General features: G+C 61.0%; 11 protein-coding genes. 1 reads left to right on the top strand and 10 read right to left on the bottom strand.

Annotated features, from left to right (window positions below):
- The 9 genes from ACWA1U_RS14835 to ACWA1U_RS14875 all read right to left on the bottom strand — a co-directional run bounded on the left by ACWA1U_RS14835 (window position 1) and on the right by ACWA1U_RS14875 (window position 11,452).
- Window positions 1–888, bottom strand: coding sequence for an ABC transporter permease (locus tag ACWA1U_RS14835; protein WP_463722923.1), 888 nt, complete (start codon window positions 886–888; stop codon window positions 1–3).
- Window positions 885–2,882, bottom strand: coding sequence for a glycosyltransferase (locus ACWA1U_RS14840; protein ID WP_463722924.1), 1,998 nt, complete (start codon window positions 2,880–2,882; stop codon window positions 885–887). The genes ACWA1U_RS14835 and ACWA1U_RS14840 overlap by 4 nt, the downstream gene beginning before the upstream one ends.
- The gene (gene glf, locus ACWA1U_RS14845) at window positions 2,879–4,066 is read right to left on the bottom strand and encodes a UDP-galactopyranose mutase (RefSeq protein ID WP_463722925.1); all 1,188 of its coding nucleotides are present in this window, start codon (window positions 4,064–4,066) and stop codon (window positions 2,879–2,881) included. Before glf ends, ACWA1U_RS14840 begins: the two co-directional genes overlap by 4 nt.
- 113 nt (window positions 4,067–4,179) lie before the next feature.
- On the bottom strand, window positions 4,180–5,325 hold the full coding sequence (locus ACWA1U_RS14850; RefSeq protein WP_463722926.1) for a glycosyltransferase family 4 protein: 1,146 nt from the start codon (window positions 5,323–5,325) through the stop codon (window positions 4,180–4,182).
- A 2-nt stretch (window positions 5,326–5,327) separates the two neighbouring features.
- Window positions 5,328–6,314 (bottom strand): Gfo/Idh/MocA family oxidoreductase, encoded by a 987-nt coding sequence (locus ACWA1U_RS14855; protein WP_463722927.1) that lies wholly within the window; start codon window positions 6,312–6,314, stop codon window positions 5,328–5,330.
- Between the two features lie 3 nt (window positions 6,315–6,317).
- The gene (locus ACWA1U_RS14860; RefSeq protein ID WP_463722928.1) at window positions 6,318–7,409 is read right to left on the bottom strand and encodes a DegT/DnrJ/EryC1/StrS family aminotransferase; all 1,092 of its coding nucleotides are present in this window, start codon (window positions 7,407–7,409) and stop codon (window positions 6,318–6,320) included.
- Window positions 7,409–8,002, bottom strand: a complete 594-nt coding sequence (locus ACWA1U_RS14865) for an acyltransferase (protein WP_463725060.1) — start codon at window positions 8,000–8,002, stop codon at window positions 7,409–7,411. Before ACWA1U_RS14865 ends, ACWA1U_RS14860 begins: the two co-directional genes overlap by 1 nt.
- Window positions 8,003–8,028: 26 nt before the next feature.
- Window positions 8,029–9,318, bottom strand: coding sequence for a nucleotide sugar dehydrogenase (locus ACWA1U_RS14870; protein ID WP_463722929.1), 1,290 nt, complete (start codon window positions 9,316–9,318; stop codon window positions 8,029–8,031).
- A 76-nt stretch (window positions 9,319–9,394) separates the two neighbouring features.
- On the bottom strand, window positions 9,395–11,452 hold the full coding sequence (locus tag ACWA1U_RS14875) for an acyltransferase family protein (RefSeq protein WP_463722930.1): 2,058 nt from the start codon (window positions 11,450–11,452) through the stop codon (window positions 9,395–9,397).
- Window positions 11,453–11,597: 145 nt separating this feature from the next.
- On the opposite strand from ACWA1U_RS14875, the gene ACWA1U_RS14880 reads away from it, so the two are divergent.
- A complete protein-coding gene (locus ACWA1U_RS14880; RefSeq protein ID WP_463722931.1) occupies window positions 11,598–15,494 on the top strand; it encodes an FtsK/SpoIIIE domain-containing protein in 3,897 nt (1,298 codons plus the stop codon).
- Here ACWA1U_RS14880 and ACWA1U_RS14885 read toward each other — a convergent pair.
- Entirely contained in the window at window positions 15,491–15,925 is a 435-nt protein-coding gene (locus ACWA1U_RS14885) for a hypothetical protein (RefSeq protein WP_463722932.1), read from the bottom strand. The genes ACWA1U_RS14880 and ACWA1U_RS14885 overlap by 4 nt on opposite strands.
- Window positions 15,926–16,081 lie beyond the last annotated feature (156 nt).

Below are 16,081 nucleotides of genomic sequence, written 5' to 3' on the forward strand. Positions count from 1 at the left end.
TCACAGCTCCTGGGCGAAGCGGCCTTCGAGCCGCCTGAACGTGATCTGACCCAGCACGGTGATCAGCAGCGCAGTGGCCAACCCGATCGGCAGCCATAGGTCAAGAAGATTTGGTGGGGTCGCCAGCACCTGGTCTGTTGTTCCCGTCGTGGTGGGTAACCAGAATGCGAAGTGGAACAGCTCGACAGCAACTGTCAACGGGTTGGCCTGGTAGGCCTGGTGGAGTATTTCTGCCGTGCCCGAGCTGAAAGCGGTTCGAAGGCCGTCACGGACCATGCTCCAGGTGTACAGAACCGGGGAGGCCCAGGTCGCGATCATCAGCAACATGTCCACGAAATTTTCCGAGTCCCGGAAGTAAACATTGGCGGCTCCGAAGAACAAGCCCAGTCCGGTAGCCAGGAGCGCGACGATGATGAAGGCAGCGACAGCCGCCACAATCTGGAAGAAACCCGGAGTCCAGCCGGTGACCACGCAAGCCACCAGAAGCACCAGGAACTGGGGAAAGAAGTGCACGGCCGACACCCAGACCGACGCCACGGGGAACAATTCGCGTGGAAGGTAAATCTTCTTGATCAATCCACCGTTGCCCACAATGGATCTCGAGGCGTTGCCAAGCGCCTCATTGAAAAAGTTGATCAGGATAATCCCTGAGAACAGGTACACAGCGTAGTTCTCGGTGTTACGTTCCATGCCCAGGAACACCCCAAGTGCAAACCAGAAAACCACGAATTGAACGCCAGGCTTGACGTAGGACCACAAAAGTCCCAAGGCGGATCCGCGGTAGCGGACTTTCAGTTCCTTAGCCACCAAGAGCTTGAGCAGGAATCGAGAACGTACAACATCACGCAGCCCTTTACCCAGCCCGGGCGTGACAAGCTCCGTGCTCAATCGCGTTGGCTCATGTCTGAGTGAGCTTCGAAAGTCTTCTTCCAAGCTTCAAAGGAGGTTATGTCGCTGAGCGCTGAGCGATACTGTTCGCGTAGATGTGGCCATTCCTTGAATATCTCAGCGTTGAGTCGGGCAGACTCCGCAAGCAAAGCCCGCAGCTTCTTCGGGTCACGCTGGTACCAGGAGGCACCCGTGCCTTCAGCATTAGAAACTACGGCGCTGTCGTACTGCGACATCCGCCACCACTTGTTGTCTTGGTGAGCCACTACCGCCTGCGGACGATCCGTCGCGGAAGGCGAAACCGGCTTGCTTAGCTGGCGAACAATAGTCTTAGCGGCCCATGGAGCCAACTTGAGGTAGGACGGCGCCCTGAAACCTTGTCCGCGGCGGGGTGGCCTGTCCATCTTTGGGCCGGGGAACGCATCAGGTGCACTTTTGAACTGTGAGTCAGGGTACTCGGTAGCCATACTTCTAATTTCCACAAGCTTCGTGGGAAGGATCTCATGCAAGTGATCAGGACCCTTCAGGACATCCCGCAATGCCATGACGCGACCCATCGCAGTGTAGTACTGCATGGAAATAGCGTGCTTGATATCAAGATACCCGGTCTCGCGAACTACGCGCCCACCACGTTCGTAAGGGCTGTGCAGGAGCGCTGCAATCATGCGGTTGCGTGTGTGGAAGTAGGCCTGCCACCCAACAAGATCGTCTTTGTCTATCCAGGAGACGTGCCATACCGCGGCGCCGGGCATGGAAACCGTGGGAAACCCCGCAGCCTTCGCCCGCAACCCATACTCCGCATCATCCCACTTGATAAATATAGGAAGAGACAGTCCTATCTCGCGAATGACCGCCGTCGGAATGAGGGACATCCACCAACCGTTGTAGTCGACATCGACTCTGCGATGCAGCCACGGCGTCTGCCGAAGGTTCGACCGCACGAAATCGTGGCCAAGGACCTGCTCGGCGACTGGCTGGTCTGGTTGGAACCGCCAGGGGTTGACTGTTTCACCGAAGGTATGAAGGACCGTCCGATTGTAAAGATCGAACATGTGACCACCGACAATTGTTGGCGACTTGCAGCGGTCCGCGAACGTAACTAAGCGTGAAATGCTCTCGGGCTCAATAACGACATCATCGTCGAGCAGGAGCGCGTAGTCACTTCCGTTTTCGACAGCTTCGTACATTCCCCGCGCGAACCCGCCGGAACCACCGAGGTTCGCCTGATTAATGATCCGCAGCTTGCCCTTGAGCGCGGCCTCTACTTCGTCGAACCCAGGCTCGGCTGCTACCTTCTGCGTGCCCTGATCGACCACAAGGATTTCCTTGAGGTGGACCAAGCTATCCGGGCTTTCAGCTAAAATACGGAGATTGTTGAGGCAGAATTCGGGCTTGTTCAGCGTAGTGATTTCGAGGGTGATTGTCCCGGTCTGTCCACCATCAGGCCGAGCCTGCCATTCGGCTGCTTGCAGCACAAAATCTTCTGAGCCCGCTACCAGCTCAAACCAATACCAGCCGCCGTCGCCGAAAGGCTTGAGCGACAGATCGAAAGTGGTGGTGGTGGTCCCGGTCACACGTTTCGTCTCCACGTGCTGAAGGGCTCCGCGTGCGTTGGACTTGTAGACGCTGACGCTGCCAGGTCCTCGCGTAGCCAAGCTGAGTCGAACATCCTCAACAGTGGTCCAACGACGCCAGTAGCTCGCAGGGAAAGCGTTGAAGTAGCTACCGAACGAAACACGCTCACCCTGGCGAACCAGCGTCGAGTGCCGGGACTGGAAATCCTCTGCGTGAATTTCTTTTGCGTTGTTATAGCTCCCCACTGACGAACGGTCCGACGATGTACTACCGTCCATAGTGTTCAACTGCACGCTCAGCGCGCTGCCCGTGTCGAGGTATAAAGGTGCCGTATCGATGTTGCTCTCGGTCGGCAGAATTACTCTTTGCAGTGTTTGGAATACCTGCTCGGTGCTGCTCAGGTTAACGGTGTCGTTCATACGTCCACCCCTCCACTTTCGAGTTTTGTTCCCCCGGAGAAATGAGGCTTGATCTTGTTGTCGTACATGGCCAGCGCGGAGCTAATCGCCATGTGCATGTCCAAATATTTGTAAGTTCCCAGCCGCCCGCCGAACAGTACTGCGTCTTCGCCCTTCGCCAGGTCGCGGTAAGCCAGGAGCTTGGAGCGGTCCTCCGCGGTGTTAACGGGGTAGTAGGGCTCGTCCTCCTTCTCGGCAAAGCGGGAGAATTCGCGCATGATGACCGTCGCGTCCTTCGTGTAGTCCCGCTCGGGGTGAAAGTGGCGGAACTCGTGAATGCGGGTGTAGGGAACGTCTTCGTCGGGGTAGTTCATCACTGAACAACCCTGGAAGTCTTCGATGGGCAGCACTTCCTCTTCGAGGTCGATGGTGCGCCAGGACAAGTGCCCCTCGGCGTAGTCGAAGTACTTGTCGACTGCGCCGGTGTATACGACGGGAACCTGTCCCGTCGTTGCTTTACGCGAGAACTCGTGGGTCTCGTCAAAGAAGTCGCTGTTCAGGTGGACGCTGATGTTCGGATGATCCGCCATTCGCTCGATCCACGCCGTGTAGCCGTCAACCGGCAGGCCTTCGTAGGTGTCGTTGAAGTATCGGTTGTCGTAGGTGTACCGCACTGGGAGCCGGGAGATAATCTCCGCCGGCAGATCCCGTGGGTCTGTTTGCCACTGCTTACCGGTGTAGTACTTGATGAAAGCTTCATACAGCGGACGTCCGATGAGTTGAATGCCCTTGTCATTCAGGTTCAGGGGATCCGTGCCGGCGAGCTCCCCCGCTTGCTCCTGAATCAGTGCCCTGGCTTCAGCCGGGCCCATCGAGGAGCGGAAGAACTGGTTGATTGTTCCCAGATTGATGGGCATGGGGTACACCTCGCCCTTATGGCTGGTGTAGACCTTGTGCACGTATTTGGTGAAACCGGTAAAGCGATTGACGTACTCCCAAACGCGCTCATTTGAGGTGTGAAACAGGTGCGCACCGTAACGGTGAACCTCAATACCAGTCTGCTGCTCGTTCTCGCTGTAGGCGTTTCCACCGATGTGGTGACGGCGATCGAGGACGGCAACCTTCAGGCCGAGCTCAGTTGCCGCCCGTTCAGCGACAGTCAGGCCGAAGAAGCCCGATCCTACGATGACAAGGTCAGCGTTCACAGATTCTCCTGTATTGATGTTGGCGCGCAAAGTCAGGATTGCGTGCGGGACTAGGTTACCCGACTGAACGGACGGGCTCTTCATTCAGTGGGCTGGGCAACAGCTGCCGTTTGTCAGCGCTGGTCCACTGCCACCTCAAGCGCTTCCACCGCCAGGGCACCAACTCTGGCCAGTGAATGATTGGTTGTAGCCCAGCGGGATATCCGCTCCCGGTCTTCTGAAGAGTAAGGCGTCGACAGAATGGTCCGCATGGCGTCTGCAACGGCGTCTGCCTCCCAGTCAACCCAGCACCCGAGGTTCTCGCTTGCCACAGATTCACCGATCGGGCCCACCCCCGCGTAGATGACCGGAGCCCCGCAGCTCAGGCCGGCGAGCGCCTTTGTGGCGTAGGCGAAGTCGTAGCCGAGCCCAGGGCGCACAGAAGCAAGCACCGCGGCACTTCCCCTGAAAGCTTCGGCCACCACTTCACCGGGCACGTTTCCCAGAAACTCGACGCGATCGGCGAACTTCGCTGCGTGTTCGAGTAGTTCTGCATATTCCGTGCCCTGGCCGAACATCAACAGGCGAACCTCGGGATTCTCTTCTCCCACCAGGCAAAAAGCGTCCACGAATACGCCAGCGCCCTGAATCTCGGATGCTGTACCGGCATACACAAAGAAGGGCCCAGTCCTTTCCGCGACCGGTCCGTCAAGGCAGAACCGGTCGGTATCCACGCCGGTGCCGACTTCGCTCACATGGACCTTGGAGCCCGCGAGGTCCCTCACTGCGTCGGTGACTCCCGCCGACACAGTCAGAATCCGCGTGGCACCCGAGAGTACCCAACGTTCAATGACCCGTAGAACGCCTACTACAGCACGGGGCGCGCCGATTCCTTCGGCTGCGACCGAGCTGACGTCACCAGCGAAATAGATGTAGGGGCGGCGGCGCAGGGCCGCCACCAGACGGACCACCACACCGGTGGTGGGAGGCGGTTCAACGACGACGACGTCGAACGGTCGGCTGGCGAGCAGGCGGAAGAAGAGCGGAATGTCGAAGCTCGCATACTGCAGGTACCCCCGCACCGATCCGGACTTGTCCCGCAATACGGGCCAGCGGCGCACTGTTCTGCCCGAGCTGCCTACTTCCCTATATCGGGTGGTATAGACAGTGACCCTGTGCCCTTGTGCCTCGAGCGCGCGCACCATGGCCGCGAGCCTGTAGGCCGCAGCGCCGGGCTCAGGCGGATACAGCCGAGTGGCAACAAGGACGCGTAGCGGCATCTTTAGAGCTCCACCGTGGACCCGGAGCGTGCCGCCGAAAGGATGGCCTCAGCCACTTTCAAGACGTTCAGCCCCTCGCGCATCGTCACGATGTTGTCTGCGGTGCCAAGGACGGCGTCCCGGAAAGCAACGTGTTCTACCTTCAGCGGCTCGCGCTTGTTCAGCGCCAACCTCGTGATATTGCCCTCAGAAACGCCACGGAAGTTTGACACGGCTTCCCACTCGGTGGCAACGGTGCCGTTCTCGTAGAAGGTGAGGTCGGCAGTGAGCGTGTCGGCAACGAAAGCTCCCCGCTCCCCCGTGACGACGGTCAGGCGCTCCTTCATCGGTGACAACCAGTTGACCAGGTGATTGACGATTACTCCATTCGCCAACTGGCAGGTCGCCGAGACAAGATCTTCATGTTGACGGCCTGAGCGGGTGCTCGTTTTGGCGGTGACCGTCTTGTAGGGGGACTGGGTCAGCCAGGAAGAGATGTCGAAGTCATGCGTTCCGAGGTCCTTGACCACTCCCACATCGGCGATGCGTGCGGGAAACGGACCCTGACGGCGTGTTGCGACCTGATAGACCTCGCCCAGCTCGCCGTGCTCCAGGCGCCCGCGGAGTGACTGCAGCGCCGGGTTAAAGCGTTCGACGTGGCCTACGGCACCGATTAGTCCGCCGGATTCGAAGGCAGCGACGAGGCGTTCCCCACCCTCGATTGTGGACGATATGGGCTTTTCGACCATCGTGTGCACTCCTGCACCTGCGAGGGCCAGTCCCACTTCTTCGTGCAGCCCCGTGGGTACCGCGCACACGGCCATGTCGATCCGCGCCGAGATGAGCTCTTCCACCGAGGAGCACACCGGCAACCCCCCAGCCACCCCATGCGGATCGCCTTGGGCGTCCGCGATGGCAACCAACTCCAGGCCGTCCAGCTCACGGATCACCCGTGCATGGTGCCTGCCCATCATTCCCAGACCAATTAGGCCTACCCTGAGTGCAGCCATTCCTCATGCACCGGCTCTGCAAACGGCATTCACGGCGGCGACAATTCGGTCGAGGTCTTCCGAATCAAGCGACGGGTGCACAGGCAGGGACAGAACTTCACTCGCCGCGGCTTCCGTGTTCGGAAGATCATCAGTTCGTGCGAATGAAGGAAGCCTGTGATTGGGAAGCGGGTAATACACGCCGGTCCCGATCTGGTGTTCATCTCTCAGAGCTGCTGCCACACCATCCCTGTCTTCGGGAACCCGGACCGTGTACTGGTGGTACACGTGTTCGGCTCCTTCCGCCACCTTGGGGGTTACAACGCCCTCCAGATGGTCGGTCAGATATTTCCCGTTCGCCTGCCGTTGATCCGTCCAGCGCTGTATCTTGGTCAGTTGAACACGTCCGATGGCAGCGTGCAGGTTCGTCATTCGTGCATTGAACCCGACCACTTCATTCTCGTACTGGCGCTCCATGCCCTGGTTGCGAAGGAGGCGGAGGCCCCGCTCAAGGTTTGGGTCCGAAGTCGATACCATGCCGCCTTCGCCCGAGGTCATGTTCTTCGTGGGGTATAGGGAAAACATCCCAAAGGCACCGAACGTCCCGACTTTCCGTCCGTCCAGTGAAGCGCCATGCGCCTGGGCGGCGTCCTCGAAGAGTTGGACTCCTGTGCGCGCCGCCAGCTCACCGAAGGCGGTCATGTTGGCCGGGTGCCCATAGAGGTGGACTGGCATGATGCCCTTGGTTCGTTCATTGACTAAGGATTCAACATGTCCGGGATCCATGCAGAAGTGGTCCGGCTCGATGTCCGCGAAAACAGGCTTGGCACCGGTAAGGGCCACGGAGTTGGCGGTGGCCGCAAAGGTGAAGGACGGGACAATGACTTCGTCCCCCGGACCCACACCCGCAGCGAGGAGGCCTAGATGCAGGCCTGAGGTACCCGAGTTCACGGCAACGGACGCCCGGCCATCAAGGAGGATTTCTGAGAATTCACGTTCGAATTCGGCAACCTCCATGCCCTGCGCAAGCATGCCGGACACCAGCACGGCATCCACTGCCGCACGTTCCTCGTCGCCGATGATCGGCTTTGCTGCCGGAATGAATCCTGTGCTCATCAAGGTCCTTCTAATGGTGTCAATGTTCCCTGGGCTTCACTGTACTTCTCGCCGGTGCGCGGGCATGTCCAGTGTCCATCCTGTTCGACCAGCGGCTGTCCCGATTTTCCCACCCAGCCGATCCTGCGGGCCGGCACCCCGGCAACCAGACCGTAGGCGGGCACATCCTTCGTGACGACAGCGCCTGCAGCGACCGTCGCCCACTCTCCGATGGTCACGGGTGCCACGCACACAGCCCTGGCGCCGATGGATGCACCGGCCTTGACCGTCACTCCCACAGGTGTCCAATCGTCTGCGTTCTTGGGCGTGCCGTCTGGCGAAACTGAACGCGGATAGGTGTCATTGGTCAACACAACGGCGGGTCCTATGAAGACTCCCTCGCCGAGGACTGCGGGCTCGTAGACCAGCGCGTAGTTCTGCACCTTGGTGTTCTTGCCCATGGAGACCCCTGCACCGATATAGGCTCCCCGCCCGACAATGCAGTTCACTCCAAGTCTTGCACCCTCGCGAACCTGAGCGAGATGCCAGATCTTCGTGCCCTCGCCGAGTTTGGCCCGTTCGGACACATCAGCACTCTCAGCAATGTAGGTCATCATTTCCCTTCTCCGTCAGTGGATGATCAAGCCTTGCCGATGACACGGTAGGTGACACCGTGCCATTGATCTGCGCTACTCACCCGACGCCCATCGATGAAGACCTTTATTCCGGGCAGTTTCGCTGGAGAGAGGCTCGAGTACTCGGCATGGTTCGCCTGAACAACAGCGGCATCGACCTCTCCGCCAAGGTGGTAAGGATCGAAGCCAAGGGATGCCAGTTCCTCGTCGGTATATAGCGGATCGTGGACCAGCACACTGGCTCCCCGCTTCCTGAGCGCCTCAACGGTTGCGAAGACGCCCGAAAAAGCAGTTTCTTTCACTTCGCCGCGGTAGGCAGCGCCCAGAACGACGACGACGGCACCCGCCAGGTCTCCATAGGCCCCTTCCAGCAGCCCCACCGTGTACTCGGGCATACCCGCGTTGGCATCACGCGCCGCACGCACAACGGTCGCTGACGGGTCGTTCCATAGATACAGTCGTGGATAGACCGGAATGCAGTGGCCGCCGACTGCGATCCCCGGCTGGTGAATGTGGCTGTACGGCTGGGAGTTGGACGCTTCGATCACCTGATAGATGTCGATCCCGGCCGTTGCGGAGAACCGTGCGAACTGGTTCGCCAGCCCAATATTCACGTCGCGGTAAGTGGTTTCGGCAAGCTTGGCGAGCTCTGATGCCTCTGCCGACCCGAGGTCCCATACGCCGTTCCCCCGCAGGAGGTCCGGACGGTCATCGAAGTCCAGCACCGCCTCGTAGAATGCGATGGCGGCCTTCGCGCCGTCGTCGGACAACCCACCCACTAACTTGGGGTACTTGCGGAGATCCTCGAAGACCCGGCCCGTGAGCACCCGCTCCGGGGAGAACACCAGGTGGAAGTCCTTGCCTTCGGTGAGGCCCGATCCTTCCTCAAGCATCGGCTTCCAGCGGGTTCGGGTGGTACCAACCGGGAGCGTGGTCTCGTAGGAAACTAGGGTGCCCGGGGTCAGGTGCCTGGCCAATTCGGCTGTTGCCCCATCCATCCATCCGAAGTCTGGCTGTGCGTCAGCATCAACGAAGAGCGGAACGACGAGGACAACGGCGTCCGCATCCGGCACTGCGTCTGAATAGTCAGTGGTGGCGCGCAGCTTCCCAGCCGGCACCAGTTCGGACAGCTTCTCCTGGAGGTGGGCTTCTCCTGGGAACGGTTCAACCGCATTATTGACGGATTCGACAACCTGGAGATTTACGTCAACTCCAACAACGTCGTGTCCTTTTGAAGCGAATTGCACAGCGAGCGGCAGCCCGATCTTTCCCAGCGCTATAACGGAAATCTTCATGATGTGGCCTTCCTCGATGGCTTGGATGCGCAAGTGACCGCCGAAGGCAATCCCCGTCCCCGACTCACGACTGGGTTCACCAGTCTGTCGCTTGTTTGAAGCGTTCTGAGAACACGGGAAGCATGGAGGCCACGTACGTTTCGGTCAGGTGATTGTCGTCGATGTAGACGTGCATGTTTCCGACGATCGGGCTGCACTCTTCCGCACCGCAGATCAGGTCCGTCATGTCCAGGAGCTTCGTGGACGGAGCAGCCTGGAGGATGTCATCGAATGGAGGGTTCTCGTTCAGGGTAGCGTCTTTGGACTGAGCACACGCTTCCGCTTCGCCCTCAGCCTCCAGACACGCCATCATGTTGAACGAGTATCTCGGATTGTCTCTCACACCGATTACCTCAACACCTGAATCTGCAAAATGTGCGGCTATCTTCGGGAATCCGGGAACTACCGTGTCCTGGGCATCGGCCTGATGCGCGGAGGTGGCCACGGTGAAAACTGCGTCCGGCTGCAGTGAGTCGATGTACTCAATAGCTGCACCGTTGAAACGCTTGCATACCTCGAAAGCAGCATCTTCCGGAGCGCCGAAGTCGCATCCCCCCTCAAGCAGGGCGATCAATTTCCAACCCTCTGCTTCAGCCATCGGTTTAATGGCCCCCAGCCACTGTTCAGCATGCGAGTCACCCACGACAACAAGTGTCCGGTTGGGGGTGCCTTCAATCAGGTTGTCGCTGCAGTACTGAGCGAGGTAATCGGTATTCGGCGCATACGGCTTGGCCTCGCATTTGCCTGGCAAGCCCGCCCATTCGCTCCTAATCTCCGCCGCGGCAGGTCTGATGGGCGCATCAGGATCAGGGTTACCCTCAAAGTTGGGCAACAGGGCGATAGCACCGGGATTGTCCGCCACCGTCTGTGCGGCGAGGCGCTCAGCCTCCCAGCGCAGGTTCTGCTGCCATGCCATCAGCGGCGCTGCGACCAGCACAACGCAGGCCACGATGACAACTGCCGCGCGCCGTCGTCGGCGTTCCGCCCAAGGAGATTCGCGGAGCGGACGCTCCACGAACTTGGTCGTGAGGTAGGCAAGGACCAGGGAAGCCGCGATGATCAATGATCCATCGAGTGGACCGGCAGCGGGCTCACCTTCCCAAATGAGGTAGATGACCAGCAGTGGCCAATGCCACAGGTACAGAGCGTATGAGATGTCCCCCATGCGCACCAGAGGTGGCCAGGAGAGCAGCCTATCGGCGCCTATCGGGCTGCCGGTCTGCCCCGCGAGGATGATGAGGGCAGCAGCAAGGAGAGGCCATAGTGCAATGTAACCGGGGAACTCCCGTTCCACGTCAAGTACAAAACCGCCGCTCAGCATTGCTGCCAGCCCGATCCATCCGGCGGCCACGCGCAAGGGCCGCGGGAGCTTCACAAAGGGCAACGCCAGGGCGAGCAGCGTGCCCAGCGCGAACTCCCATAACCGGGTTCGCGTATCAAAATAGGCGAAGGCCTGGTTTGTGTAGGTCTGGTGAATCGAAAACGCAAGCGACGCCAGGAACAACCCGCCAAAGATCACCAGGACCACAATCCGGAAGCGCACCCGGGAAACTTTGGCGAGCAACGCGGCGAGCGCAAAGAGGAGTGGCCAGAGAATGAATACCTGGCCCTGCACCGACAGTGACCAGAAATGCTGCATCGGGCTCGCACCACTGTGGTCCGCCGCGTAGTAATCAACGGAGTTGGCCGCCAGTAGCCAGTTCTGGAAGTAGAGAAGAGAAGCCCACGCCTGTTCCTGGATGTCCTGCCATCTGGATTGCGGCACGAGCAGATAGGTGGCGGCGAGAGTTGCCAGCAGGACGACGACGACGGCGGGGAGCAGCCGCTTGAAGAGGTGTAACCAGTAGCTGGCGAGCGCCAACGGCTTTCCGGCTTCCACTTTCCGCATGAACGAAAGCGCCAGGAGAAAAGCCGAAATCAGCAGAAACACATCGACGCCGCCGGAGACCCGGCCAAACCATACGTGGTAGGTCACAACCATCAGCACCGCGAGCGCGCGCAGCCCCTGGACTTCAGGCCTGTACGACGTTGCCTTCTGCCGGTCGACGGGGCCTTCGGGCACAGCCGACGGGCGCTCTGGAGTGTGAACGGACACTAAGAAAGACCTCAATTGCGTTTGGTGGGTTAGCGCCATTCTACCGCGCGTCGAAGCCGGCTGGCTTGCCGGACGCTCCCGGACGTTATCCACAGATTCCTCCGGCGGCAGGCAGCAGGCACCCTGCCGCTCCTAGGCTCGAATCATGGATCTGCACCTCACTCTCGCGGCCGGTCCTGCGGTCACGCTTCCCTCCGGTACCGCGACCGAGGAGATCGTCGTCGATACAGCCTTGGCGAGTTCGGGCGCCTCAGTTCGGGTGGAGCTGGCCATGCGGACGGGCGCAACGCACTTCTTCATCGACGGCCTACCTCTAGAGCAGATGAATCCCGGGGACCCACCGCTGATTGACGGCGCCGTGATTGTCGCGGCGCAGTCACCCGATCCGGGAATCAGCACACCATCCTTGTCCGCGAACCTCCTGTTTGCAGTCCATACCGGTCCCGACGCCGGGAAGCTGATCCCGCTGGCACGCGGTGTATATAGGATCGGGCGGAGCGCTCCCGAGATCACCATCCACGATCCCGAACTCTCCCGTATCCACGCAGTCCTTACCGTGACCAATGAGGCGATCACCCTCAAGGACCGTGATTCCGCCAACGGCGTGTGGGTTAACGGTTCGCGCGTGATCGAGACTGGAATCACCACCGATTCGCTCATCCGGATGGGAGCGAGCCAGTGCTCACTGGTCCTCATCGACACGCCAGTTACCGCTGTCGACGCCATCGATCTGACCGAGCCCTGCGAAGTTGCCGCGCCCACTCCCCCTGAACCCAACCGCCTGCTGTTGGTGACGGCTCTCCTGCCCCTTGTATTGGGCGTTGTCCTGGCCGTCACTACCGGAATGTGGTTCTTCCTCGCGTTCAGCGCGCTCTCAGCTGTGACTGGCTTGATTCCGTTGATGACCGGACGGCGCAAACGGGCGGCGTTCGGTGCTGCGGTGTCTGCCGCTGCGGAAAAGGACAGGGAACGACGACGGCGGGCAGTTCCCGAGGTCGCGGACCTTGCTTTGATTGCCGTGCGGCAGCGCTCCGGAAAGTTGGCGGGCACCGGTGAGCCGCCGTCGTGCAGGGGCCGGTACCTACGGTTGGGAGCCGCGGACCAGCCCGCCATCCTGCTCGTGAAACCCACGCCGCCGGAATGGAGTCCGCCCACTGTCTCCGGCGCCCCCCTGGCCATCCCGCTCTTCAATCCGGACGGCGATGGACCTCTCAATCTGACCGTCACCGGGTCGGAGGAGACGCTGACGGACGTGGCCCACCTAATCCTCCTCCAGCTGTCCTTGCTGGAAGATTCGGGCGGCATTGTCTGCTACGGGCCACCCGAATCCCTGCCGCATCCTGCCCGTTTCCTTCCCCGGGTTCAGCTCGTCACAAGCCGTGTCGACCTCGACCAACTCATCAGTTCGGGGTCTTGTTCCACCCTCCTGCTGTTCGGTGAACAGGCGGGCACCGTGGTGCGCCTGCCGAAGGTCAGGCTGTACAGATTCTGCCCTCCTGCCACCACCGCAGGAGGACCCGGTTGGGCCATCGACTACACGGCGCTGGAACCCATACTTAGCGCTCCGGCAGGCAAGATCCGCTTCGAGGCGGACTACGTGTGCGCGGATACCTTCGAGCGGATAGCACGCGGCCTTGGTTCACTACCGAGGCTTACCAATAACGGAAAGCCTGCCAAATCCCTGCCCAGCCAGGTCAGCCTGAGCGGGCTCGTTGCCTGGGACCCCCACAGCGTGGCGCGCCGCTGGCAGGATCCTTCCGACGGTTCCAGTCTCGATACGGTCATCGGCTCCTCGAGGGAGGGTGACATGACTGTCGACCTGGTTGGGGACGGGCCACACTTCCTGGTCGCCGGTACCACCGGAGCAGGCAAGTCGGAGCTGTTACGCACACTCGTACTCAGCCTCGGCATCAATTACTCCCCGGCTGACCTGAATTTCCTCTTCATCGATTTCAAGGGTGGATCAGGGTTGGGCGTCCTGGCCTGCCTGCCCCACGTCACCGGACTGCTCACCGATCTTTCACCGGCTTCGGTCACCCGCGCGCTAGTCTCCCTCAGGGCCGAAGTGAAGCGCCGGGAAGGACTGTTCGCAGGGGCCGGAGTTACCGATTATCTGGAATACCGGGCCACCGGGCGCGTTCTCCCACGGCTCGCAATCGTCATTGACGAGTTCCGAATGCTCGCCGAGGAGGTGCCCGGGTCAGTCCATGAGCTGATGCGGATTGCAACACTTGGCCGCTCGCTCGGACTCCACCTCGTGCTCGCCACCCAGCGTCCGCAGGGGGCGGTCACCTCCGACATCCGCGCAAATGTCACCACGAGCATTGCCCTGCGCATGCAGACGCCGATGGAATCCCAGGACGTCCTCGAATCGACCATTGCTTCCACGGTGCCACTCCACCTTCGGGGACGGGGCTACATCCGTGTTGGCGGGCAAACCCCCGTCGAGTTCCAGACGGCTACGACGTCGGCAGCACCAACAGCCCGCCGGGTCGCCGTGACTTCCCTTGCCTTCTACCTCGGACGAGCCGACCACCTTGAGCCAGCCGTTGAGCCGGACAGCACTGCACCGGCGCTCATTACGCTGATCGACGCAGTGCGGCGGGCATCGGGAGAAGTCGCGCTTCCCCCTTTGCGAGTTCCAGTCAAGCCACCCCTGCCCAATCTGCTCTTCCCCGGCGCCGGCGAGCCCGGCAACGAGCCGGGCGAGCCGGATCTTGGGCTGCTCGACGTCCCCGACGTCCAGGCGCAGTACCGGCTCTCCTGGAACCCGGAGCGGGACGCGCACCTAGCGTTCGTCGGCCAACCGGCTGGGGGTCTCAGTGCAGCGTTGAACGCGGTTGCGGGCCAGTTGGTCAAGCACCGGAAGGACACTCATCTCTACGTCCTAGACGGCGACGGAAGCCTGAGATCTCTCGTAGGCCTCCCACAGGTTGGGGCATACGTCGGGGCAGGTGAGGTCAGACGCGGGGCACGAATCCTGCAGCGCATATCCGAACTGATACAAGAGCGCGTGGGCGCGGGCAGTTCCGAGGATGGGCCGGACCGAACGTCGATTGCGGTCCTGGTTTCGGGCTGGGGGCGTTGGGCGAACTCCCTGCGGTCCGGTAAGTATGCCTGGGCGGAGGAAGCGTTGCAGGACATTGCACGGGACGGTGAAGCGGCGCGGGTGACCCTCCTGATCGGGGGTGACCGCGAACTTCTGTCCAGCAGGTTTTTCCCGATACTTCCCAACAGGGCCTACTTCCCCATGGGAACCAGCCCGGAATCGCTGCTCGCCTGGCCCAAGATGCCGGCGTTGGACGCCGTGCCTGGGCGCGCCTTCGTGCAGGGCCGTATCAGCAGTCCGCACAGCGCGGTGGCCCAATTCATTCTTCAGGCACCCGTGATTCCCTCCCGCAAACCCGAGTGCCAACCGTTCCCGGTGGCTCCCCTACCTCCGTTTGTGGCGGGTGCCGAGCTTGTCCGCGGGACGTTCGACGGCCACCGGGTGCTCCTGCCCATTGGGGTGGGTGGCGATGACCTCAGGACGCAGTATCTAACGCTCCCACCGCGAGGAGCAGCCCTCATTGTAGGAACACCGGCGTCGGGCCGCTCGAACGCGCTCCGGGTCCTTGCGCGCCATGCGCCCACCGGGCTCCGGACGGTGCTGCTTAGTCCGCACACCCCGGAAGCTGCTTGGCGGGAGTCCGTTGCGTCAGCAACGCCGGACGTCCTCTTCCTGGTTGACGACGCCGACCAACTCCCCCGGGAGAACCATCAGCTCCTCACCCAGGTGGTTGCGGCAGGCGCCCGGGCAGTGCTCGTCACCTCTGCTTCCCCGGCGGCGGTCGCTGCGATACCACTGGCCGCTGCCATACGCACCTCGCCGATGGGGCTGGTCATGGGAGCACGTTCGCCGTCAGACGGCGACGTCTTCGGAACACGGCTGGATGTGAACGGGCGGGGCGCTCCGGGCCGGGGCTTCCTGATCGACAGCGGCGGCGCAGTTGAGGTCCAGGTTGCCAGTGACGAACAACCCCCGGTTGACGCTTCGGTCTAGAGGGCTGGAAGTGTTCCCTCGCCGGTTCTGCCGGTGTAGGCAAGCACAGGGCGGGTGAATAGCTGGTGTAGGACCAGCACCGCCGGGATCAGCATGCCCAAACCCAGCAAGAGGACTCCTGCGGTAAGAGTCGGTACAGCCACAACAATGACGAAGAACTGGAAAACCAGCGCTGCGGACCGCGTCCACCTGTAGCCGCGGTGAAAGAAGTGTGCGACGACGAGCAGCCAGACTGCGAACAACACGAGCAGGACCAGCATGAAGATCGCCCCGCCCAGCGATGCCGGCGTACTTGAGATGAGACCGAAAAGGAACCAACCCGCCGCGGCGAGAAGCGCCAACGCTTCACACACCAGGATTACCGCAACGACTACGACTCCCCAGGGCCTGTTTGATGGCTGGGAAACGGTCTGTTCAGGGGGTCTTGACACAGTGGCACCCTACCGGACATAGTCGATCACAGCTACGACAGCTCAGCCTGGTGTCAACTGTGTGACGCATCCCTCACCGTTTGAGTCAATTACCTTCCGGTTACCTCTTGTTTGCTCACACGTAACGTGACAGCCTTGATGAAGGAAAAGCGGGGG

The organism is Arthrobacter sp. TRD_SC_6, from assembly GCF_055361185.1.